This is a genomic window from Janthinobacterium sp. GW460-12-1-14-LB5 (genome assembly GCF_059423585.1).
Map to the genome: position 1 here is coordinate 176,277 of NZ_JBWKYD010000007.1, position 21,081 is coordinate 197,357.

General features: G+C 64.1%; 20 protein-coding genes and 2 tRNA genes. 11 read left to right on the forward strand and 11 right to left on the reverse strand.

Annotated elements, in window-relative coordinates:
* Positions 1-20 precede the first annotated feature (20 nt).
* Positions 21-97 (forward strand) — tRNA-Pro (locus tag AC07X6_RS09375).
* A gap of 94 nt (positions 98-191) precedes the next feature.
* Positions 192-266: transfer RNA gene (locus AC07X6_RS09380), tRNA-Arg, on the forward strand.
* An 80-nt stretch (positions 267-346) separates the two neighbouring features.
* Here AC07X6_RS09380 and AC07X6_RS09385 read toward each other — a convergent pair.
* Entirely contained in the window at positions 347-526 is a 180-nt protein-coding gene (locus tag AC07X6_RS09385; RefSeq protein WP_230540806.1) for a hypothetical protein, read from the reverse strand.
* Between the two features lie 130 nt (positions 527-656).
* A complete protein-coding gene (locus AC07X6_RS09390) occupies positions 657-1,235 on the reverse strand; it encodes a GbsR/MarR family transcriptional regulator (RefSeq protein ID WP_494790775.1) in 579 nt (192 codons plus the stop codon).
* Positions 1,236-1,351: 116 nt separating this feature from the next.
* Between AC07X6_RS09390 and cydD the strand changes: the two genes are divergently transcribed.
* The 6 genes from cydD (at position 1,352) to AC07X6_RS09420 (ending at position 9,803) form a co-directional block, all read left to right on the forward strand.
* Positions 1,352-3,040 carry a thiol reductant ABC exporter subunit CydD gene (gene cydD / locus AC07X6_RS09395; RefSeq protein WP_494790776.1) on the forward strand — a complete coding sequence of 563 codons (1,689 nt, stop codon included), beginning with the start codon at positions 1,352-1,354 and terminating at the stop codon, positions 3,038-3,040.
* Positions 3,037-4,719, forward strand: a complete 1,683-nt coding sequence (locus AC07X6_RS09400; protein ID WP_494790777.1) for an amino acid ABC transporter ATP-binding/permease protein — start codon at positions 3,037-3,039, stop codon at positions 4,717-4,719. The genes cydD and AC07X6_RS09400 overlap by 4 nt, the downstream gene beginning before the upstream one ends.
* A 123-nt stretch (positions 4,720-4,842) precedes the next feature.
* Entirely contained in the window at positions 4,843-6,417 is a 1,575-nt protein-coding gene (locus AC07X6_RS09405) for a cytochrome ubiquinol oxidase subunit I (RefSeq protein ID WP_494790778.1), read from the forward strand.
* 13 nt (positions 6,418-6,430) lie between these two features.
* A complete protein-coding gene (gene cydB / locus AC07X6_RS09410) occupies positions 6,431-7,585 on the forward strand; it encodes a cytochrome d ubiquinol oxidase subunit II (RefSeq protein ID WP_230540801.1) in 1,155 nt (384 codons plus the stop codon).
* 22 nt (positions 7,586-7,607) lie between these two features.
* Positions 7,608-7,733, forward strand: a complete 126-nt coding sequence (cydX, locus tag AC07X6_RS09415) for a cytochrome bd-I oxidase subunit CydX (RefSeq protein WP_070258990.1) — start codon at positions 7,608-7,610, stop codon at positions 7,731-7,733.
* 510 nt (positions 7,734-8,243) lie between these two features.
* Positions 8,244-9,803 (forward strand): methyl-accepting chemotaxis protein, encoded by a 1,560-nt coding sequence (locus AC07X6_RS09420; RefSeq protein ID WP_494790779.1) that lies wholly within the window; start codon positions 8,244-8,246, stop codon positions 9,801-9,803.
* A 40-nt stretch (positions 9,804-9,843) separates the two neighbouring features.
* Here AC07X6_RS09420 and AC07X6_RS09425 read toward each other — a convergent pair whose 3' ends face one another.
* Positions 9,844-10,023 (reverse strand): hypothetical protein, encoded by a 180-nt coding sequence (locus tag AC07X6_RS09425; RefSeq protein WP_230540800.1) that lies wholly within the window; start codon positions 10,021-10,023, stop codon positions 9,844-9,846.
* Between the two features lie 164 nt (positions 10,024-10,187).
* On the opposite strand from AC07X6_RS09425, the gene AC07X6_RS09430 reads away from it, so the two are divergent.
* A complete protein-coding gene (locus AC07X6_RS09430; RefSeq protein ID WP_474290699.1) occupies positions 10,188-10,907 on the forward strand; it encodes a hypothetical protein in 720 nt (239 codons plus the stop codon).
* An 83-nt stretch (positions 10,908-10,990) separates the two neighbouring features.
* Here AC07X6_RS09430 and AC07X6_RS09435 read toward each other — a convergent pair whose 3' ends face one another.
* From AC07X6_RS09435 to AC07X6_RS09445, 3 genes are all read right to left on the reverse strand, one after another.
* Positions 10,991-11,380, reverse strand: coding sequence for an Aq_678 family protein (locus tag AC07X6_RS09435; RefSeq protein ID WP_230540798.1), 390 nt, complete (start codon positions 11,378-11,380; stop codon positions 10,991-10,993).
* Between the two features lie 124 nt (positions 11,381-11,504).
* Positions 11,505-11,879: a DUF1294 domain-containing protein gene (locus AC07X6_RS09440; protein ID WP_494790780.1), complete on the reverse strand. Its 375-nt coding sequence runs from the start codon at positions 11,877-11,879 to the stop codon at positions 11,505-11,507.
* A 59-nt stretch (positions 11,880-11,938) separates the two neighbouring features.
* Positions 11,939-12,505 carry a methylated-DNA--[protein]-cysteine S-methyltransferase gene (locus AC07X6_RS09445; protein ID WP_494790781.1) on the reverse strand — a complete coding sequence of 189 codons (567 nt, stop codon included), beginning with the start codon at positions 12,503-12,505 and terminating at the stop codon, positions 11,939-11,941.
* Between the two features lie 95 nt (positions 12,506-12,600).
* Here AC07X6_RS09445 and AC07X6_RS09450 point away from each other — a divergent pair, with 95 nt between their 5' ends.
* Positions 12,601-13,350 carry a nucleotidyltransferase domain-containing protein gene (locus tag AC07X6_RS09450; RefSeq protein WP_494790782.1) on the forward strand — a complete coding sequence of 250 codons (750 nt, stop codon included), beginning with the start codon at positions 12,601-12,603 and terminating at the stop codon, positions 13,348-13,350.
* Here the strand turns inward: AC07X6_RS09450 and AC07X6_RS09455 are convergent.
* The gene (locus AC07X6_RS09455; RefSeq protein ID WP_494790783.1) at positions 13,347-15,581 is read right to left on the reverse strand and encodes a TonB-dependent siderophore receptor; all 2,235 of its coding nucleotides are present in this window, start codon (positions 15,579-15,581) and stop codon (positions 13,347-13,349) included. The genes AC07X6_RS09450 and AC07X6_RS09455 overlap by 4 nt on opposite strands.
* Positions 15,582-15,907: 326 nt before the next feature.
* On the opposite strand from AC07X6_RS09455, the gene AC07X6_RS09460 reads away from it, so the two are divergent.
* On the forward strand, positions 15,908-16,750 hold the full coding sequence (locus AC07X6_RS09460) for a hypothetical protein (RefSeq protein ID WP_494790784.1): 843 nt from the start codon (positions 15,908-15,910) through the stop codon (positions 16,748-16,750).
* Between the two features lie 3 nt (positions 16,751-16,753).
* Here AC07X6_RS09460 and AC07X6_RS09465 read toward each other — a convergent pair whose 3' ends face one another.
* The 4 genes from AC07X6_RS09465 to AC07X6_RS09480 form a co-directional block, all read right to left on the reverse strand.
* Positions 16,754-17,152: a bacteriohemerythrin gene (locus AC07X6_RS09465; protein ID WP_494790785.1), complete on the reverse strand. Its 399-nt coding sequence runs from the start codon at positions 17,150-17,152 to the stop codon at positions 16,754-16,756.
* A gap of 300 nt (positions 17,153-17,452) precedes the next feature.
* Positions 17,453-17,608: a hypothetical protein gene (locus AC07X6_RS09470; protein WP_494790786.1), complete on the reverse strand. Its 156-nt coding sequence runs from the start codon at positions 17,606-17,608 to the stop codon at positions 17,453-17,455.
* A gap of 150 nt (positions 17,609-17,758) precedes the next feature.
* The gene (locus AC07X6_RS09475; RefSeq protein WP_099402374.1) at positions 17,759-17,944 is read right to left on the reverse strand and encodes a hypothetical protein; all 186 of its coding nucleotides are present in this window, start codon (positions 17,942-17,944) and stop codon (positions 17,759-17,761) included.
* A gap of 128 nt (positions 17,945-18,072) precedes the next feature.
* The gene (locus AC07X6_RS09480) at positions 18,073-20,610 is read right to left on the reverse strand and encodes a PepSY domain-containing protein (RefSeq protein ID WP_494790787.1); all 2,538 of its coding nucleotides are present in this window, start codon (positions 20,608-20,610) and stop codon (positions 18,073-18,075) included.
* Between the last annotated feature and the right edge of the window lie 471 nt (positions 20,611-21,081).

The following is a 21,081-nucleotide window of genomic DNA, read 5'->3' on the forward strand; positions in this document are numbered from 1 at the left end:
GGGCGTTATTATCTTGTCTTCGGAGTGTGGCGCAGCCCGGTAGCGCACCTGGTTTGGGACCAGGGGGTCCAAGGTTCGAATCCTTGTACTCCGACCAAAGTCATAAGCGGGCTGTCAGAAATGACAGCCCGTTTTCTATTCCGCGCAAGCATTTCATTGCTGGCGTGCATGGATTAAAATACTGCACCTTTCCGCCCATCGTTCAACGGATAGGACAACGGTCTTCTAAACCGTGAATGGGGGTTCGATTCCCTCTGGGCGGACCAGTTTCATACTGGCCACGAGCATGCGGCAAGCTGCCGCACCACAGCGCATCGTTCCCTTCCTCCCGTCTTGCTCGCCGGTTCTACGGCTGCGCAAACAACACCAAACTCAGCAAATACAGCAGCGGCACCGCGCACAGCAGCGCCGAACACAGCGATAGCACTTTCTTGCTCGCCATGCGCGCCAGGCGCAGCCGTTCGCGCACGGGCAAATGCTGGCGCAGCAGGCTGCGCGCGCGGGGGTGGAATGGGGATTCATGCATGGAAGCTCCTTCGCAAGGGTGGCGGTGGTGCCAGCCAGCATAGCGAGAGGTGCATAAAGGCGGTGTAAAGAGTCGGGCGCGGCGCGTATGCGCGGTGTAAACGGGGCGCCGCGGCCGGCGAGGGCGGGGCTTACTTTTCGCTGTCGTCGGGACTCTTGCCGAACAGGCGATCCTTGGCGTTGAGCAATTTTTGCACCTTGGCGCCCATTTTCATCAGTTGCGCCATCGATTCGGGCGACAGGCGCTGCAAGTCGTCGAACCAGGTATTGGCCAGGTCGACCAGTTCATACATCTCGCGCATGCGCTCCTGCGCATACTGGTCCACGGGTTCCGTGGCCGGCGCCAGCAACGATTCGCGCAGCACCGTCAGGGTGGGCGCCACTTCGCGGCGGCGGCGCTCGGCAGCCACCACGCGGAAGATCTGCCACACGTCGCCCAGCGAGGAAAAATATTCGCGCCGGTCACCGGGGATGCGCGACTGGCGTATCAAGCCCCAGCCCTGCAATTCCTTCAGGCCGATGCTCACGTTCGAGCGCGAGAAACTCAGGTGTTCCGCGATTTCATCCGCGTGCAAGGGATGCTCCGCGACAAATAACAAGGCGTACACTTGCCCCACCGTGCGGTTAAAGCCCCAGCGGCTGCCCATCTCGCCGAAATGGCTGACGAAGGTCAGGATCAGCGGCGTCATTTGGATATTTTGAGTTTTCATAATTATCCGAATTTTTTCACGCCATACTGGTGGGGTCAATTGATATATGTCATGTTTCGCAGTATTATACAAAAAATCGAATTTACAGAAAATTCTGAAAACTCAAAAAGTATAAGATGCCGACCACGCCTTTGTCCTTGCCCCGCTTTATTCTTCCCCGTGCCGCCAGCCTGGCGCAGGGGGGCGCCGCCTTGCTGTGGCTGCCGCAAGCGGCCTTGCTGGCCTGGGCCGTGCAAGCCATGCTCGATGGCGCGCCCTGGCGCGCGGCCCTGTTGCCGGCGGCCGGCGTGCTGCTGCTGGGCGTGCTGCGCGCCGGCTGCGAAGCGTGGGGCGCGCGGCGCATGTACGCGGCGGCGCGCGGGCACCTGTCCACCTTGCGCGCGCAAGTGGCGCAAGCACTGGCGCGCCGTTCGCCGCTGGACCGCCAGCGCGCCCGGTCGGGCCAGGCGGCCAGCGTCATCGCCGAGCAAGCCGAAGCCATCGTGCCGTATCTGGTGCGCTACAAGCCCGCGCGCTGGAAGGTGCTCACCGTGCCGTTCGTGATCCTGGCCGCCGTGACGCCGCTGTCGTGGATCGCCGCCTTGATCCTGCTGATCGCCGCGCCCCTGATTCCCGTCTTCATGGCCCTGGTCGGCATGGGCGCGCAAGCGGCAAGCCGCGCGCAGATGGTGGAAATGGGCAGCATGAACGCCTTCCTGCTGGATCGCCTGCGCGGCCTGGCCACCTTGCGCGCGCTGGGCGCCGTCGACGCCACGGCCGAGCGGCTCGATGCCTCGTCGCAATCCGTGCGCCGGCGCACGATGGTGGTGCTGCGCATCGCCTTTTTGTCGTCCGCCGTGCTGGAACTGTTTTCCGCGCTGGGCGTCGCCATGGTGGCCGCGTTCATCGGTTTTTCCTTGCTGGGCAGCATCAATTTCGGCACCTGGGGCCGCGAACTGACGCTGGGGCAGGGCCTGTTCATCCTGCTGCTGGCGCCCGCGTTCTTCGAACCGCTGCGCGAGCTGGCCGCCGTCTGGCATGACAAGGCGGCCGGCGAAGCGGGCTTGGCCGGCTTGCACGACCTGGCGGGCGAGGGCGTCGCCCTGCCTGGCGCTGGCGTGGAAGCGGCCGCCGTCTCCGCCGCGGCCATGGCGGTGGCGCCGCCGCCTGCCATTGACATCCATCAACTGCGCTTTGCCCACCCTGGCGAAGCGCCCGTGTTCGACCGCTTTGACTTGAGCGTGCGCGCCGGTGAGCACGTGGCCCTGCTGGGCGCCAGCGGCGCCGGCAAGACCACCTTGCTGTCCCTGCTGGCCGGCTTGCTGCCCGCCAGCGGCGGCGAGATCCGCATCGGCGGCGTGCGCCAGACCGACAGTACCGTCAATACCTTGCGCCAGCGCATGGCCTGGATGGGCCAGCGTCCGCACGTGTTTGCCGCGTCCGTCAGCCAGAACGTGACCCTGGGCCGCAGCGGCGCCAGCGGCAGCCCCGCGCAGGTGACGCAGGCGCTGCACCTGGCCGACCTGGCCGGCGTGGCCCAGGCGCAGCCGGCCGTCATGCTCAGCGATGGCGGCCAGGGCTTGTCCGGCGGCGAAGCCGTGCGCCTGGCCCTGGCCCGCGTGGCCCTGCATCCGCATGCGGATTTGCTGCTCGTCGATGAACCGACGGCCCACCTGGACAGCGAAACGGCGGCGCGCGTCACGGACGCCTTGCTGGAATTGGCGAAAGGCAAGACGATGCTCGTCGCCACGCACGACCCCGTGCTGGCGGGCCGCTTGCAGCGCACGGTGCACGTCGATGCGCAGGCGCAGGAGCTGAGCGCATGAAGAATTCACTGGCATTGCACCCCGTCCTGCGGCAATTGCTGCTGGCCCAGCCCGGCAAGCTGATCGGGGGCGCCATGCTGGCGGCCCTGACGGCCGTGGCCGGCATGGCCTTGCTGGGCTTGTCCGGCTGGTTCATCACGGCCACCGCGATTGCCGGCCTGCACGCCTCGACGGCCATCCTGTTCGACGTGTTCGGCCCGTCGGCCGGCATCCGCCTGCTGGCCATCGGCCGCACGGGGTCGCGCTATGCGGAACGGCTCGTCACGCACGACGCCACGTTCGCCGCGCTGGCGGCCATCCGCGTGCGGCTGTTCCGCGGCTGGTCGCGCCCGGAAGCGGCCAGCCGCTTGCTGCGCCAGCCGGCCAGGCTGCTGTTCCGCCTGACGGCCGATATCGACGCGCTCGAAGCGCTGTATCTGCGCCTGCTGGTGCCTGCCTTCACGGCACTGTGCGCGGCCTTGCTGGCCGGCGTGGCGCTGGGCGCGATGCAGTGGCAACTGGGCCTGGGCCTGGCCGCGTGGCTGCTGGTCGCCGGCGGCGGCATCAGCTGGGTCGTGGCGCAGCGTGCCCGCCGTCCCGCCATCGTGCGCTCGCGCGCCATCGAAAAATTGCGCTCCGGCACCATCGACCTGGTGGCCGGCCAGACGGACCTGGTGATGGCGGGCCGCATCGATGCCCAGTGCGCCGCGCTGGGGCAGATCGACCGCTCGCTGGCGCAAGCCGATTTCGCCCTGCTGCGCCTGGAGACGGCGGCCGGCGCCGCGTATGGCGTGGCCGGCAGCGCGACCCTGGCTGGCGTACTGCTGGCCGTGGCCGCGCTGGTGCAGCAGCAAACACTGAACGTGCCGCTGGCGGCGCTGGCCCTGCTGATCGCCCTGACGGCCGTGGAACCGTTTGCGGGATTGCGCCGCGGCGCGCTGGAAGCGGGGCGCATGCTGCTGGCCATGCGCCGCCTGGCGCCGCGCCTGGATGGCGACGATGTACCGCCGCCGCCCGTCGACGCCGCACCGGGCTTGCGCCTGGACAATGTCAGCGCCGCGCATGCGGGCAGCAATGTTGCAATTTTGCATGACATATCGCTGCACATCGCCGATGGCGAGCGCGTGGCCTTGATCGGCCCCAGCGGCGCGGGCAAGTCCACCTTGCTGGCCATCGCCGCGCGCGAGCTGGCGCCGCTGTCGGGCACGGTGCACGCGGGCCGCGCCTGTTTGTTCACGCAGAAGACGGAATTGTTCCAGGACAGCTTGCGCGACAACCTGCGCCTGGCCGACCCATCCGCCAGCGATGCGCAGCTGTGGGCGGCGCTGCAATCGGCCGGCCTGGACGAGGAAGTGCGGGCCCTGGCGGGCGGCCTCGACACTTTGCTGGGAGAGGGCGGCCTGGGCTTGTCGGGCGGCCAGGCGCGGCGCCTGGCGCTGGCGCGGCTGTTCCTGCATGCATCGGCCTTGTGGCTGCTGGACGAGGCGACGGAAGCGCTGAATGCGCAGACGGCAAGCGACGTGCTGCAGCGCCTGCGCGCGCGCTGCGAAGGGCGCAGCTTGCTGATCGCAACCCACTTGCGGCGCGAAGCGGTGCTGGCGGACCGGCTGGTGAGCCTGCGCGACGGCCGCATCGTGGGCGACGCGCGCCGTGGCACGCCAGCCTTCGAGGCGGCGCTGGCGGGCTTGCGCGGCGATTAGGGAATAAAGAAGACCGGAGACACAGGCGGTGCCGCACGCCAGCCTGAGGGCGGCGGAACCAATCGAACTACATCAGATAGATACCAAGTTTACAATTCAGTAGGGAAACACCAAGGAAATCATATGGACTTCGATATTGTCGCTTTATCCAGACTGCAGTTCGCGCTGACAGCTCTGTACCACTTTATATTCGTTCCGCTGACGATAGGCCTGTCAGTGATCCTCGCCATCATGGAGACGGTTTATGTGATGACGAACCGCCCCATCTGGCGCGACATGACCAAGTTCTGGGGTGTCTTGTTCGGCATCAACTTCGCCATGGGCGTGGCGACGGGCATCGTCATGGAATTCCAGTTCGGCATGAACTGGAGCTACTACAGCCATTACGTGGGCGACATCTTCGGCGCGCCGCTGGCCATCGAGGGCTTGATGGCCTTCTTCCTGGAGGCGACCTTCGTCGGCCTGTTCTTCTTCGGCTGGGACAAGCTGTCGAAGCGGGGCCACCTGGTCACCACCTGGCTGGTGGCCATCGGCTCGAACTTTTCGGCCCTGTGGATTTTGATCGCCAACGGCTGGATGCAAAATCCCGTCGGCGCGGCCTTCAATCCGCAGACCATGCGCATGGAAGTGACGGATTTCGGCGCCGTGCTGACGAATCCTGTTGCGCAGGCGAAATTCGTGCACACGGTGTCGGCCGGCTATACGGCGGCGGCCATCTTCGTGCTGGGTATTTCCGCCTGGTATCTGCTGAAGGGCCGCCACGTGCAACTGGCCAAGCGCTCGATGACGGTGGCCGCCTCGTTCGGCCTGGCCGCCACCCTGTCGGTGGTGGTGCTCGGCGACGAAAGCGGCTACCTGTCGTCCGAACATCAAAAAATGAAGCTGGCCGCCATCGAAGCCATGTGGACCACGGAACCGGCGCCCGCCGCCTTCACGGCCATCGGTTTCCCCGACGCGAAAGCGCGCGAGACGCATTATGCCGTGCACATCCCGATGGTGATGGGCCTGATCGGCACGCGTTCGCTGACGACGGAAATCCCCGGCATCGAGCAATTGGTCGACCGCGGCGAACTGCTGATCCAGGATGGCATCAAGGCGTATGACGCGCTGCAGACCATCCGCAGCGTGGCGCCGGGCAGCCCCGTGCCGCAGGACGCGAAAGACATGTTCGAGTCGAAAGGCCAGTCCATGGGCTACGCCTTGTTGTTAAAACGCTATGTCGACGATCCGCGCCAGGCCACGCCCGAGCAGATCCGCAAGGCCGCGCTCGACACCGTGCCGCCCGTGGGGCCCTTGTTCTGGTCCTTCCGCGTGATGGTGGGCCTGGGCATGTTCTTTATCTTGTTGACCGGCACGTTCTTCATCCTGTCGACGCGCCGCACGCTGGACAAGCACCGCTGGCTGCTGAAACTGGCCGTGTTCGCCATCCCGCTGCCGTGGGTGGCGATTGAGGCGGGCTGGATCGTGGCCGAAGTGGGCCGCCAGCCGTGGGTCATCGAAGGCGTGCTGCCGACGGCAGTGGCCGTGTCCAACCTGGGCGCGACGACCTTGCTGATTACCATTGCCGGCTTTGCCGCCATCTACACCGTGCTGTTGATTATCGAAATGAAGCTCATGCTCAAGGCCATCCGCAAGGGGCCGGAAGAGACGGCGCCGGCTACCGCGCCCGCCGCAGCCATTCATACTCAACGCGCCTAAGGAGGGCCAGACCATGATTTTGCATGAAATGATTTCGTATGAAACACTGCGCCTGATCTGGTGGCTGCTGATCGGCGTGCTGCTGGTAGGCTTTGCCATCACGGACGGCTTCGACCTGGGCACGGGTATTTTGCTGCCCTTCGCCGGCAAGACCGACCTCGAGCGCCGTGTCATCATCAACAGCATCGGTCCCGTGTGGGAAGGCAACCAGGTGTGGCTGATCCTGGGCGGCGGCGCCATCTTTGCCGCCTGGCCGCAGCTGTACGCCGTGTCGTTCTCGGGCTTTTACCTGGCCATGTTCGTCATTCTCGTGGCGCTGATCGTGCGTCCCGTGGCGTTCAAGTTCCGCAGCAAGCGCGAAGACCCGCGCTGGCGCGCCCGCTGGGATGCGGCCCTGTTCGTGGGCGGCTTCGTGCCGGCCCTGATCTGCGGCGTGGCCATCGGCAACGTGCTGCAGGGCGTGCCGTTCCGTTTCTCGCCGGACATGCACATCTTCTATGACGGTACGTTCTTTGCGCTGCTCAACCCGTTTGCCTTGCTGTGCGGCCTCGTTTCGGTGGCCATGCTGGTGATGCACGGCGCCACCTGGCTGCAACTGAAAACGGACGGTCTTGTCGCCGAACGGGCGCGCCGCTACGGCAGCGTGGCGGCGCTTGCCACCGTGGTGCTGTATGCGGCAGCCGGCGTGGCCCTGTGGCTGTGGGTCGATGGCTACCGCGTCACCAGCGCCGTCGTCGTCGACGGTCCGTCGAACCCGATGCTGAAGACGGCGCAAGTGCACGTGGGCGCCTGGTTCGCCAACTTTGCCGCCCACCCGTGGACCTGGATCGCTCCAGCGCTGGGCCTGCTTTGCCCGCTGCTGGCCTTCGCCTTCCAGCGCGCGCGCCGCGAAGTGCCCGCCTTGCTGGCCAGCGCGGCTGCCATCGCCGGCATCATCCTCGGCGTGGGCGCGGCCATGTTCCCGTTCATCCTGCCTTCGTCGATCGATCCGCGCGCCAGCCTGACGGTGTGGGATTCCTCGTCCAGCCACATGACCCTGTTCATCATGCTGGTCGTCACGGCCGTCTTCATTCCCCTCATCGTGGCCTACACGACGTGGGTATATAAAGTGCTGTGGGGCAAGGTTGATGGAAAAGCAATCGAAGACGAGAGCGGTCACGCTTACTAAGAATTAAGGAAAGGATATAACTATGTGGTATTTCGCCTGGATACTGGGTCTTCCGCTGGCGGCGACGTTCGCCGTGCTCAATGCGATGTGGTATGAAATCGCCGATGGCGACACGACACCTGAGCAGTACCGCGACACGCCGAAGTAAAAGCGCGTCGGCTTGACTGGCCCCGCCCGGTGCGATGGTTTTGCCATTGCCGCCCGGCGGGGCTTTGCTATGGTTTTCCCGCATTTCCGGAAAGCAATTGCAGCAATAAGAATGCTGTGAAGCACGGATGGATTCGTTGTGCGGCCAACACAGAACGCGTCGCCGTAGCGCCAGAACTTCACTGCTCCCTGCATGTCCATCGCCCGGCCCTGCCGTTCGCGGCAGCCGCGCGCAGGGGAGGGAAGCGCTAGAACTTGTTTTCACGCCGATGTCACGGCTCTTTACATAAATTTATGTTTTTTGTGTTTTTTATTTTTATATTTGTGAATTTTAATTAAATTCGTACTAAATTGTCAGAATTCGCTGTAAAATAAGTTGCCTGTCATAAAAATATAATGATGATTTGGCAGGTTTTTCGCGGCTTCGACTGAGCGTCTGCCATCCGCGCGCGAGTAGTGCCGCCTCGGTCGCTGAACCAGAGGCAAGCATAGTTAATTTAAGGAAAACATCATGAGTATGCTAAGAGGACTCAAACTAACGCACCGCCTGGCTGTGCTGATTGTGATCTTTTCAGTCGGTTTCATCCTCTATGGCCTATGGTCGTTCAAGACTCTGCAAGAATGGAAAGTGAACGGCCCTGTCTATCAGAAAATTGTGCAAAGCAAGGATCTGATTGCGGACGTGTTGCCGCCGCCGGAGTACATACTGGAATCCTATCTGGTCAGTTTTCAGCTGATGGCGACCGAGGATCGTGCCGAACAGGCGCAGTTGATCGCCCAATTCAAAACGCTCAAACATGATTACGATGAGCGCCATGCATTCTGGAAGGGCGCGGCACTGGATGCCGATATCGCCGGGCTGTTGCTGAACAAGGCGCATGCGCCGGCACAGGCCTTCTATACGACGGCACTGCAACAGTTCATCCCCGCAATCGAGGCGCAGGACAAGGCTGGCGCCGCCGTTGCGATGAAAAAAATGACGATGAGCTACGCCCAGCATTTGCAGGCCATCAAGCAACTGGTCGAGATGACCACCCAACGCGCGTCGGCGATAGAGGCGGAGTCGGGCGCGCGCATCACGGTGGCGAGCAGCTTGCTGCTGGCGATACTGCTGGTCTCGCTGGGCACGGCGGTTGCGGTGGCTGTGCTCATCAGCAAGAGTATTACCAAGCCACTGCAGGATGCCGTGAACATTGCCCGCATTGTCGCTTCCGGTGACCTGCGCAGCCATATCGCAACGGACTATCGCGACGAGCCGGGCGAATTGATGCGTGCTCTGAAAAGCATGACGGAGAGCCTGCGTCATACGGTGAGCCGTGTGCGTGGCGGGACTGAAACCATTTCGACTGCCTCGCAGGAAATTGCTGCTGGCAATCTGGACCTCTCGGCCAGAACGGAGGCTCAGGCCGGTGCACTGGAGCAAACGTCGTCGGCGATGCAGCAGCTAACCAGCACGGTGCAGCAGAATGCCGAAAGCGCCCAGCAAGCCAATCAACTGGTTTTGTCGGCTTCAGCGGTCGCGGTGCAGGGCGGGGAGGTGGTCGAGCGTGTCGTCGCGACCATGGGCTCCATCAAGGACAGCTCGAACCGTATCGTCGAAATCATTTCCGTGATCGATGGCATCGCGTTTCAGACCAATATACTGGCCCTGAACGCGGCAGTCGAAGCGGCGCGCGCCGGTGAACTGGGGCGCGGTTTTGCTGTCGTCGCATCGGAGGTGCGCGCCCTGGCGCAACGGTCCGCCAGTGCCGCCAAAGAGATCAAGCAGCTGATTGCCGAATCGGTCGAAAAAGTCGAGCTTGGCAGCAATCTGGCCGATGAAGCGGGCGGCACGATGAAGCAAATCGTCTCATCGGTCCAGCAGGTCGCGGGCATCATGGGCGAAATCGCCGTCGCCAGCCACGAACAAAACGATGGCATCAAACAGGTGAATCAGGCCATCAGTCAGATGGATGCGGTGACCCAGCAGAATGCCGCCCTGGTCGAGCAGGCAGCGGCGGCAGCGGCCAGCATGCAGGAGCAGGCGGACAACATGATGCAGGACGTGCGCGTGTTCAAATTGCTGGCGTGACCTCAGTGTCCGGCCTTGTGCCACCGGACAGGCAGGGGACTCAGGCCGGCGTGCTCGGTGAAGGTTTCGGCACGGCAACAGCAATCGGGTCGCTGGCCGGAAAGCTTTCTTTCAGCGCTTCATCGAGCGCTTCCTCGGCGTGGCTTTCGCCAGCCGGCGTGGGCGAATCGCGCTCCGGTGGCGGGGCGGGCGTGGTGGCGGCGTTGGTGCTCGAATGCATGGTGATCCCCTCGCGGTGGTGCGCCAGGTTGCCGGGAGGCGATGGCGCGGGCTGATGCTTTCAGCCTAGCACATCGCGCAGAAATAGCGCGCCCGCTGCGCCCGCAGCAGGGACGGATGGCAGCGTCTGCTACACTGCGCTCCACTTTGACCGATGGAACCGCCATGACCTCCCTATCCCTGCCATACCGCGCCACCGCAACCGAAGCTTGTGCCTGGCTGGCGCAACAGACGGGCACGCCATGGAGCCTGGCGCGCCTGCTCGAGCAGGGCGGCTTGCCGTACGTCTGGCTCGACTACAGCGAGGCCTGGGCCGAGCTGTTCCATGACGGCGTGACGCGCTATGCGGCGCCCGTCGTGTTTATCGGCGACAAAGAACACCTGGCCTCGGGCGCTGGCGACGTCTGGCTGCGTTTGACGCGCGACTCCGGCAACATCGCCATCGAACTCAAGGCGCCGGGCTTGCGCGTGCCGCTGGACGGCTTGCACTTCCAGGAGCGCGATCTCTTGCGTTTGCTCAAGGAGTTGCAGCATCCGCAGCCGGCAGAAGCGGAAGCGGACAAGGCACCCGTGGTCTTGCCCAGCGCCTTGAAGGGCCTGGGGCGTGAACAGATTCTGACCGCCTTCGCCGGCGTGGGCAAGGTCGACCTGGACAAAGGGATGGCTGGCGGCGTGGGCATCTTTGGCGACGATGGCGCCCGCGTGCGCAAGAATTCGCGCGGCGGCAAGAACAGCCATCTGTGGCATCCGGTGACGTTGGCCTTCGGCTTGCACGACGTGCACCGCGTGCCGATGGCGCACCTGAAGAAGGCGTTCGCCACGCAACCGTTGCTGCGCGAATGGAAGGCGGACTGGCTGGAATCGCTGCGCTTGCTGGGCGAGTAATTAGATGACTCAAGCGTGCCGCGCGCCGCACGTTGCGCCAGCCGTGCCGGCATCTTGTTCGACGGCATCGGCCTTGCGATCGATTATTCGCTTTCCTCGATCCTGCCGCCGCATTGCGTATAGCAGGCTCTGTAATCTGCCTCGCATTGCCATGTTCCAGAGGCGGTTGAGGAGCAATATTGGCGTTTCTTCGAGCACAGTTCCCGCTCCGCATCTGTTTTCGCCACTGCCAGGCAGATGGATACCGTACTGACGTTGCGCATCTCACAAGCTTGTGCCTGGGCCGCAGCAACTTGCTCCTTGCCGGCAATGCATATTTGTTGATTGGTCCCGCAGCTCGTCACGCATTGACGCCCCGCATCGGAGTTCGGGGGAATAAAGCGATAGCTTGTGCAGCCCGCCAATGTGATCGCGAAACAAATCGCAGCGGCAAGGCGGAACAAGAAGGAATGGTGGATTTGCAAGGTACGCATGCTCGAAAAGTGCTTTCTCGTATAGATGAATTGGCTTGAATATCGTAAGTATTGATATTCTGACAGGCGATCATTTCAAGAACAATGCGCTGCAATAATTGTTACATCTTGGCGGGCGGCAGTTTTACAGTTCGATGGGCGCCACGTCGGTGCCGATATCGGGCGCCGCGTAATGCACGCTGAAATACACGAAGGCGCCGATATTGAGGGCGACCGTGATCCAGAACACGATGCGGAACGAGCGCTTGCTCGACTTGTGACGCAGCCATTGCTGGGCCAGCACGGCGCCCGGCCAGCCGCACAGCAGCCCCAGCAGCAGCAGGGTGCGCTCCGAGGTGCGCCAGCGGCCCTGTTTGGCGGCCGATTTGTCGATCGCATAGGCAACGAAGCAGCTGAGGCTCAGCACGCCATACACGAGGGCAACCAGGACGGGGATGTGGAAAAAGAAGGTGGCCAGCAAATACAGAACGGCAAAGAACAGGATGACAAGGTAGGGCATAGGATGGGTTGGCTTGAGCGGGGGACGTGAGTATCCCACACGGGCAGCGCTGCCGCTGACTAAAATAAACAGCCTTGCGCCATATCAATGTGCACGGCGCGGCGGCGGGCGTGGCCCGTTTTCAGTGCTTCGCGGTCGCTGGACAGGGAAATGCCTTCCAGCGCCAGCAAGGTTTCCTTGGCATGCAAGCCGCCCGCAAAGCCTGTCAACTCGCCGGTGGCGCCGATGACGCGGTGGCAGGGGGCGATGATGGAAATGGGATTCCTGCCATTGGCGGCGCCCACGGCGCGCACGGCGGCGGGGCGGCCGATCTGGCGCGCGATCTCGCCATAGCTGCGCGTCTGGCCGTACGGTATCGTCAGCAGCGCGCGCCACACTTCCTGCTGGAAAGGCGTGCCATCGAAATCGAGCGGCACGTCAAAACGCTGGCGCGTGCCGGCGAAATACTCGCCCAGCTGGCGCGCCGTTTCCTGCAGCACGGCGCAACCATCGTCGACGCGCATCGCGCCCAGGCGCACGCGGTTCGGTTTGTCGTTTTCCCACAGGATGGCCGCCAGCGCCGCGCCGCGCGCCACCAGGGTCAGTTCGCCCACGGGCGAGGGCACCACGATGCAGTCGTATTCCATGTCTGTTCCTTGATCGGAGAGTGCCAGTGTAGCAGGCTGGCGGCCGCTTGCGTATTGCGTGTAGGATAGTGTTTTATCGACATGGAGCACCGGCTTTGACGACGATCCCCACCTACGAGACCATCCGCGCCATTGCCCAGCGGCTGGTACGCGAACGCTATCCCACGGCCGTGGCGGCCATCATCGGCGGCTCGTTCGCCACGGGCCGGCAAACGGCCAGTTCCGATATCGATTTGCTGCTGCTGTTCGAGCACGTCGATTGCGCCTGGCGCGACACCCTCGTTGCCGAAGGCCGCACGGTGGAACTGTTCGCGCACGATCTGGCCACGTTCACGTATTTTTGCAAGGAAATGGATGCGCCTGGCGGCACGGTGCCGCTGGCGATGATGGTCGTCGAAGGGGAAAACATCGTCGCTGCAAGCGAACACTACGCGCAACTGCACGCGCTGGCGCACGCCATCGACACGGCCGGGCCGCCCGTGCTCGACGTGGAAAACCTGCAGCGCCGGCGTTACGCCATCACCACCGCGCTGGAAGACCTGGTCGACAGCACGCACCCGGGCGAGGCGCTGGCCGTCGCTTGCCAGCTGTATGCAGCGCTGGCCGACCTGAGCCTGCGCGCCGCAGGGCAGTGGAGCGGCGGCGGCAAGCACCAGTTCCGCCGCCTGCAGGCGTTCGACGCGGCCATCGCCGCACAGCTCGATGGCGCGCTGCGCCTGGTCGCCAGCGACTTGCCGGCTGGCCAGCGCGCGTTCGAGCAAGTCGCCGCCGCCGTGCTGGCGCCCGTGGGCGGCCCCTTGCTCGATGGCTTTACCTTGCCCGCCCCCGGGCACTGGCGTGCTTAGAACGCCGTGCGCACGGCCAGGCTGACGTTGCGCGGCTCACCCCAGAACACGCCGTCGAAGAAGCCCACGTTGCGGTAGTACTTTTTATCGAGCAAGTTATTCACGTTCAGCTGCACGCTGGCGTGGCGGTTGATGGCATAGCTGGCCATGGCGTTGACCAGCGCATAGCCGGCCTGCGGGATATTCGTCATCTCGTTCGATGGCGGGCGGCCGTACCACGATTCGCTGTAGGTGGCGCTTTGCGCCGTCATGCTGGCGCCTATTTTCAGGCCAGCCAGACTGCCGTCGAAGCGGTAGCTGGTGGCCAGGCGCAGCAAATGGCGCGGCTGTGTGGTGGCGGCGCGACGGCCATCGGCCTCTGCCGCGTGCAGATAGGTATAGCCGCCGCTCGCTTCCCAGGCGGGAGACAACTGGCCGGAGACGTCGAATTCCACGCCCTTGGCCGTTACGCCCGCGCCATTGGCCACCATGGCCTGGCCGCCGTCGGGCAGCAAAAAGCCGGGCGGCACCGTGCGGTCGAGTTCCGCCAGGTTCTTTTTCTTCGTGTGGAACAGGGCGGCCGACGCGTTCAGCTTGCCTTCATAAAATTCGCCCTTGATGCCCAGTTCCGCATTGTCGCCTGTTTCCGGCGCCAGGAACTTGTCGTTGCGGTCCTTGCTCGATTGCGGGTTGAACAGTTGCGTGAAGCTGGCGTAGGCCGAATATTGCTTGTTGATATCGAACACGGCGCCCACGTATGGCGTGACTTCATTGCGCGTTTCCACAAAGTCGCCGCTGCCCGTGTACACGCCTTGCGTGTTGTAGTTGCGCGTGTCCGTGCGGTAAGTACTGCTGCGCGCGCCGATGATCACATGCAGCGGGTCGGCCAGGCTCAAACGCGTGGCCACATAGCCGCCCGCCAGGCGCGTGACTTTTTCCGTATGCGAGCCATCCGGGTGGAATACGGGGCGGGGGATGTTGCCCGTCCAGCTGCGGTAATCAGGGACCAAAGGTTCATAATCGATTTTCGCCTTGCCGCCGGGGGAACGCTCCTGGCGGTTGTCGCCATTCCAGCCGATGATGGCCGTGTGCTTGCGTCCCAGCAAGGTAAATGGCCCGCTGGCGTAGACGTCGAAATTGTCGCTGTTCCTTTCTCCCGCGCCCCGTGCGCCCGTCCACAGTTTCATGCCTGTGCCGGTGGCGGGATCGGGATGACCTTCGCCCGCATAGGCGACGGTGGTGCGGTTCGTGCTTTCCGTGCGCGCATAACCGAGGTGAAGATTCCAGTTGCCCGGCAGGCGCTGGTCCACCGACGCGAATGCCGTGTGCTGCTTTTGGGCCCAGGTGCTCCATGGCGTCGTCCAGCTGGTGTTGCGCGGCAAGTTCGCCAGGCTGCCGTCCGCATTCCAGTAGGGCACGGCGCCCCAGGTGGCGCCCGTGGGCTTGTTGTCCTGGAAGTCGACGCCCGCCGTCAGCAGGGTGCCGGGACGCAAGTCCGCCTCGACGATGAGCATGCCGACCGTCTTGCGTTCGTGATACATGTCCAGGTAGGAATCGCGTTTTTGCCAGGCCAGGGCCGTGCGCGCACGCACGCTGCCCTCCGCGTTCAGGGGCGTGGACAGGTCGGCCTCGATCCTCTGGTCATCCCAGCGGCCCATGATGAGGCCGGCGCTGGCCTGGAATTCCTTCGCCGGGCGCTTGCGTATCATATTGATGGTGGCCGACGGGTCGCCCGTGCCGCCCATCAGGCCGGTGGCGCCGCGCACGACCTCGATGCGGTCGTACAAAATCGTGTCTTGCAGCGGCGCATTGCCGCCGCGCGCCATGCCGTCGATCTGGAGATTGTTGATGCCGAAGCCGCGCGCATAAAAAGTCGTGCGCTCCGTGTCGTTCTGGCCCACCTGGATGCCCGTCGTCTGCGCCAGCGCCTGGTCCAGGCGCACGGCGCCCAGGTCGTCGAGCAACTGGCGCGTGATGACGCTGACCGATTGCGGCGTTTCCCGCAGGGACAGGTCCATGCGCGTGGCGCTGCGCGTTTCGCCTGCCGTGTACGACTGCGTGCCTTCCGTGGTGGCCATTGACTGGCCCAGCACGGTGACGGCCGGCATGGTCACGTCGGCCGGGGCGGCGTCGGCGGCCAGTGCCGGCAGGGCCACGCCGGCGGCAAGACTGAGCAGACTGATGTGTAATAAATGGGGCAGGGGGCGCAGGGCGGGCAGGCGCGAAGAAGAGAGGACGGTGGTCGATTGCATTATTTTCCTGGAGTATTTTTAGTCGTGTGTGTTCCTATCTCGTCTGGCGAGTGGCGCAGTAGCTGGGGGATGGCGTGACGCTGGCCCGGGATCTGGCTCGGATAGCAGTTCCACCCGCGCATGGCAGTGGAAAGGGCGTGCATGATTCCGTTCACATTATGTGAATAAGAATCATTATCAATATAAGTGGTATTTGCCAAATAATCAAGCGTGCGCACCAAAGGAGTGCAGGCAGCCGAGTACAGGCCGCCCAAGGGCGGCGCATCGTCCGGCCTTCTGCGATAATGCAGGCGCTGACAAAATATTTTCCTCATTGAAAGAAATGCATGCGTACATGGATCGCTTGTGCCGGATGGTTGTGTGTCGTGTCGCTGGGCCAGGCCCAGGAACACGCGCCGCCGCCGGCTGTTCCCGCGCCGCTGCAGAGTGCCAGCGTGCCGCCCGCCGCCGTATCGTCACCGCTTGCGCCAGCCACCGCCGCGGCGCCAGCGGCGAGCGCGGAGGACGCCTTGCCCTCGCAAACGGTGACGATCACGGCCAGCGGCGACGCCAAGGCGCCGCGCGTGCGCTTCACGGCTTACCGTGAAAGTTATCTGACGGCCAGGAAAGTGTGGCAAGTGTCGAGCGGCAGCGTGGTCATGGCCCTGCGCTTGATTCCGGCCAAGCTCAGCGCCACCATCGACGACGTGCGCGTGGCCTTGCAAGGCAATGGCGCGCCCATGCCGATCAAGGTGTCCGACGGCGGCGTGTTTGTCGTGCCGCTCAACGAGGACATCGCCGCGCAGGACGGCTCCTTCCTGGTGAACAAGGGCAGGGGCGAGCTGACGGCGAATATCGTGTTGCAGCCGTCCGTGGCGCGCGATGCCTGGAACGTCACGCGCGTGGGGCAAGTCCTGCACGACGCGCGGCGCGCCGTGCGGGCCATCACGCCATGGTACAAGCGGCCGTTCGCCGACGATGTGCAAGCGCTGGCCTTTTGCGCGGCCGAGCGGGGCAGCGCCTTGCAGTTAATGGATGGCGATCAACTGATCGCTACCTTGCCCATGAGCGAGCCGGCCGTCAACGACATCCGACAGCCCGTGTTTTGCAAGATTTTCGACGGCGAAGACAAGTATCCGGGACATTACCGCGTGGTCTTGCCCGAGCAGGCGACGGTGCTGTTGCTGTAGAGGCTAGTTGGGCTGGCGCTGCACCAGTTCCAGCGCCGCCGCCAGGGCCAGGTCCATCGTGGCCTGGTGAAAGATCAGCCATTGCGGCAACAGCGACAGCGCATGGCGCCCCTGTTCCAGGTCGCCCTCATCGACGGCGGCCCAGGCATGGTGCAAGCCGCTGAGCACGCGCGCATGCTGTTCGCGGTGGTTGGCCAGCGAGGGAAAGGCGATTTGCTCCATCAAATCCTCTTCCTCGCGGAAATCGCGTTCGACGGCCGCAACCAGCTCGCGAAATGCCACACTGAAATGCTGGTCGCTCAATTGCTGCAGCCGCGCCAGCTCCTGAAACAGCGCCTCATGCGCCTCGTCGATGGCGGGAACGCCCAGCGCCATCTCATCCTTCCAATGCGATTTACCCATGCCGATGCTCCAGGTTAAGTCCGTCGCGGTGCGAAGCGGACTGTTCCAGTGTGGGCGCAGCGAAGGGCGAAATCCATGATCTGGATCAAAAGTATGGTGAAGAGGCAAAGAGGAAAACAAGACAAAAACAAATGGATGAAGGGAACAATTCCCCACCCGCAACAAAGCGGTTTTAAACGATGCGCCGTGTTACCGAGCGCCGCTGAAAAACGCCGCTGGCAAGGCGTCTTTGACGCAGACAGTACGCTAGTACGGCAAGTCAAAGCAACGCAGCCAGCGACGTTTTCTCAGCCGCGCGTCTTATTGCCGAGGCCAGTGGGCCCACATGCCTTGCGCATCCACATTCGGCACCTGCAACTGCTGCCCGGCCGACGTCTGCATCGCATCCCTCAGCACGAGGGGCACGAGCAGCAAGGCCGACAAGGCGAGACAGAGCAGCACTTTGAGCGTCAACATGGTCGTCTCCCGGTGTCCTGGCGGCGGCGCGGGGATGCGGCGCCTGCCGGTCACGTTCTATGTACTACCATGCTTGCAGTTTAGTTCATCTGATTGAAACTTCAACTAGTTGCTGTGATGCACTGCACCAGTTGCCGATCGTGACGGCGTTTATTTTGCCTTGCGGCTGCGCCGGGGCTTGCCTGTTGGCGGAAGAAAGGAATCGAACCACACTTGCGTCAACTGCCGCGTATTTTTCGCCGCTTCGCGCTTGACGGCGGCCGTGGCGTGGCCGCGCGCCGTGTTGGCGATGCGGTTGGCGGCGCTCAGGTACATGCTCATCCAGGGGTTTTTCATGGCTAGTCTCGCAGAGAAGGGGGGGCGGCGCGGGTTTGCCGCCATGTCCCCACTCTAGTCCGATGGCTGGCGCCGACCGTGCGCCGGCCCACATAGCCGGGCGCTGCCGGGGGCTAGCCTGATGCAGATCAATACACGTCGCGGCGGTAGCATCCGGCCGCCAGCAGGGCGTCGAGACCGTCCTGGCCCAGCACTTCTTGCAGTACAGCATCGATTCCCGCCGCCATGCCTTGCAGGCTGCCGCACACGTAGACGATGGCGCCTTGCGCCAGCCAGTCGCGCAGTTCGTGGGAGTTGGCGCGCAGGCGGTCCTGCACGTATTCGCGTTTGCCGCCATCGTTGCTATCGCGCGAAAAGACGCGGTCCAGGCGCGCCAGGTGGCCAGCGTCGAGCCAGCCTTGCAACTCTGCGCCGCAGACGCTGTCAAAAGCTTGCTGGCGCTCGCCGAACAGCAGCCAGTTGCGGGCCAGCCCCGCCCGCTGGCGCGCGCGCAGGTGTGCCCGCAGGCCGGCCAGGCCGGAACCGTTGCCGATATAAATGCAGGGCATGTCGACCAGGGCGGGCGCAAAGGCGGGATTGGCTTGCAGGCGCAGGCGGATGGCGGCGCCCACGGGCGCGAAGCGTGTGAGCCAGCCGGAACAGATGCCGTAGCCTTGGTTTTCGCCGCCCGCATGGCGCTCCTGGCGCACCAGCAATTGCAGTTCGCCATCGGAGGGCAGCGAAGCGAGCGAATAGCTGCGCGGCGCGTGATGGGCAATGTCTGCATCGCCATCGCTGCCGTCCGCGTTGCACCCGATGATTTCCGCCAGCGCACCCGCTTCCCAGCTGGCGCCGGCCGGGCCCGTCAAGGTGATTTCATGCAGTTCGCCACCCAGGCTGCCCGGGTTCAGCAGCACGCGGCGCGCCAGGCGCCACTCGGCGTACGACGCTTCTTCCTGCACCCCGATGGCGTCAATGGCGCTGCCGCTGCAGCGGGCCAGCGCCTGCGACCAGGCGGACAGGGCGGCGGGGTCATGCTTGTCGACCTCGATCAGCGGGAAGAGGGAAGTGGCGCCCAGCGCTTGTAATTGTTGCGCCAGCGCATGGCCGAAGCCGCAGAAGGCGCTGTAATGGCGGTCGCCCAGGGCCAGCATGCCGAAGTCCAGGCCGGCCAGCGGCGTGCCCGCCATTTGCTGCAACAGGCGCGCGAAGCGGCGCGTGCCGTCCGGCGCCTCGCCTTCGCCAAAGGTGCTGGCGACGATCAGGGCCCGTTCGTACTGGCGCAATTGCGCGGGATCAAACTGCTCCAGCGACTGCACGTCGACGGCCACGCCAGCCTGCTGCAAGGCGCGCGCGCTTTCCAGGGCCAGGCGCTCGGCCTGACCCGACTGGCTGGCGTAGGCCACCAGGGTGGGCAAGCCCGTGTCCGTCTTGCCCGGTGCGCCAGCACCCAGCAGGGCCCGCTGCGCCTGCACAGCCCGTTTTGCCTTGCGGCGGCCCAGGTACAGCATCCAGCCCGTGACGGCGAACAGGGGCAGGCCCAGGCTGGCGAGCGTCACGATGATGCGGCCCGGCAAACCAAAATACGTGCCCATGTGCAGCGGATAAATGATGTTGACGAGGCGCGGCCCCAGCGCCTGCTGGCTGTACGGCTCGTTTTCCGTGACCATGCCGTCGGCCGGCGCAATGCTCATGCGGCTGCGCGCCCGTTCGTGCGGCGCATCGCTGGCCAGCCACGTGAATTGCACGGTTTCACCGGGGCGCGTGGGCAGGCGCACCGTGGCCAGGGTCCAGCCGGCGGCGTGCTGCTGGAAAGTGCTCCAGGCCAGGCCGATGTCGGCGGCGGGCGATGGCTCCTTCGGCGCGCCTTTTTTGCCCGGTGCTTGCGCCGTGCGGGGCGGCTTGCCGGCCCAGGCGTCGATATTGTCGCGCACCACGTCATAGCTCCAGTAAATGCCCGTCAGGGTCAGCGCCACGTAGACCACCAGGCACCAGGTGCCGGCCACGGCGTGCAGATTCCACAGGAAGGAGCGGCCTTTTAATGCCGGATCGAAGGTCAGCCAGGTGCGCCAGTCCAGCGGACGGCGGGGCCAGCGCAGGTACAGGCCGGACAGTGCCAGGCCCAGCAGGCACAGGGCCAGCGCGCCCGCCACTTGCCGGCCCGGGTCGCGCGGCAGCAGCAGCCAGCGGTGCAGCGATTCCGTCCATTCGAAAAATGCGGCGCCCGCCAGCGCGGGCTGGGTCGCGCCCGTGTACGGGTGCAGATAAACGGACTCGCCGCGCCGCTGACCGTTCTTTGGCGCGAAGAACAGCCGTGGCGCCGCGCCCGCCTGCGCATACACGGTGATCGAGGCGACGCGCTGGCCGTGTTCTGCTGCGGCAATGTTGCTCAGCTGTGCCGGCGTCAGCGGCGCGCGCGTTTCAACGGGCACATGGCGTACGCCGGGGTTCATGACATCCAGTAGTTCATCCTTGAAGGCCAGGGTGGCGCCGCTCAGGCCGATGATCACCAGCACCGTGCCGGCCGTGATGCCGATAAACCAGTGCAATTGAAACCAGACCTGCTTCCAGCTCCAGCGCCAGCGCCGCGCTTGCGGAGAGGCGGCAGGGGCGCGCCGCTGGCGGCTTGCGGACGCGGCGTCGGCATCGGTGCTGGCGCGCAACTGGGGGAGGGAGGACGTGGTCATGGCGGCTTTCGATAGCGCTGCCATGCGGGGCGTCAGGCATGGCAGGGAAGAAGGAAGGCTGACATATTAACGCAAACGAGAATCATTCGCAAATAAGGGCCAGATCCCGAGGCAGGGAGAATAGCCACGGAATTGAAAAATGCTGACATTGATAATTTACATCACAGTGAAATTATGTAAAAATAAAAATCATTCTCATTCGTAACTATGAGCTGATCCTGAATCGTTGAACATGCGCTGCGGATACAGGCGGACCCGCCTGGCAGGCAAGTCCGGCAGCTCCTTGCTTCGTTTTTCCGTGCAAGCCATTGACGATTTCAGCGACCAGTACGCCAGCCAGCATGGCTGGCTGTCTCACCGGCGCAGGACACTTCCTACAGCAATGACAATATCGCGCTCCACCCGGCTTGTCCCGGGCGCCGCGCATGACGGTGCTGTGGCAGTTTTGTAGTACCCAAGCAAGCATGGCCA

Coding starts and splice junctions, on each gene's coding strand:
- AC07X6_RS09400 (WP_494790777.1), top strand. CDS start 3,037: ATGAAGAATTCACTGGCATTGCACCCCGTCCTGCGGCAATTGCTGCTG.
- AC07X6_RS09460 (WP_494790784.1), top strand. CDS start 15,908: ATGCGTACATGGATCGCTTGTGCCGGATGGTTGTGTGTCGTGTCGCTG.
- AC07X6_RS09425 (WP_230540800.1), bottom strand. CDS start 10,023: ATGCATTCGAGCACCAACGCCGCCACCACGCCCGCCCCGCCACCGGAG.
- AC07X6_RS09465 (WP_494790785.1), bottom strand. CDS start 17,152: ATGGGTAAATCGCATTGGAAGGATGAGATGGCGCTGGGCGTTCCCGCC.
- AC07X6_RS09475 (WP_099402374.1), bottom strand. CDS start 17,944: ATGAAAAACCCCTGGATGAGCATGTACCTGAGCGCCGCCAACCGCATC.
- AC07X6_RS09390 (WP_494790775.1), bottom strand. CDS start 1,235: ATGAAAACTCAAAATATCCAAATGACGCCGCTGATCCTGACCTTCGTC.
- AC07X6_RS09455 (WP_494790783.1), bottom strand. CDS start 15,581: ATGCAATCGACCACCGTCCTCTCTTCTTCGCGCCTGCCCGCCCTGCGC.
- AC07X6_RS09385 (WP_230540806.1), bottom strand. CDS start 526: ATGCATGAATCCCCATTCCACCCCCGCGCGCGCAGCCTGCTGCGCCAG.
- AC07X6_RS09470 (WP_494790786.1), bottom strand. CDS start 17,608: ATGTTGACGCTCAAAGTGCTGCTCTGTCTCGCCTTGTCGGCCTTGCTG.
- AC07X6_RS09480 (WP_494790787.1), bottom strand. CDS start 20,610: ATGACCACGTCCTCCCTCCCCCAGTTGCGCGCCAGCACCGATGCCGAC.
- AC07X6_RS09430 (WP_474290699.1), top strand. CDS start 10,188: ATGACCTCCCTATCCCTGCCATACCGCGCCACCGCAACCGAAGCTTGT.
- AC07X6_RS09405 (WP_494790778.1), top strand. CDS start 4,843: ATGGACTTCGATATTGTCGCTTTATCCAGACTGCAGTTCGCGCTGACA.
- AC07X6_RS09445 (WP_494790781.1), bottom strand. CDS start 12,505: ATGGAATACGACTGCATCGTGGTGCCCTCGCCCGTGGGCGAACTGACC.
- AC07X6_RS09435 (WP_230540798.1), bottom strand. CDS start 11,380: ATGCGTACCTTGCAAATCCACCATTCCTTCTTGTTCCGCCTTGCCGCT.
- AC07X6_RS09440 (WP_494790780.1), bottom strand. CDS start 11,879: ATGCCCTACCTTGTCATCCTGTTCTTTGCCGTTCTGTATTTGCTGGCC.
- cydD (WP_494790776.1), top strand. CDS start 1,352: ATGCCGACCACGCCTTTGTCCTTGCCCCGCTTTATTCTTCCCCGTGCC.
- cydX (WP_070258990.1), top strand. CDS start 7,608: ATGTGGTATTTCGCCTGGATACTGGGTCTTCCGCTGGCGGCGACGTTC.
- AC07X6_RS09420 (WP_494790779.1), top strand. CDS start 8,244: ATGAGTATGCTAAGAGGACTCAAACTAACGCACCGCCTGGCTGTGCTG.
- cydB (WP_230540801.1), top strand. CDS start 6,431: ATGATTTTGCATGAAATGATTTCGTATGAAACACTGCGCCTGATCTGG.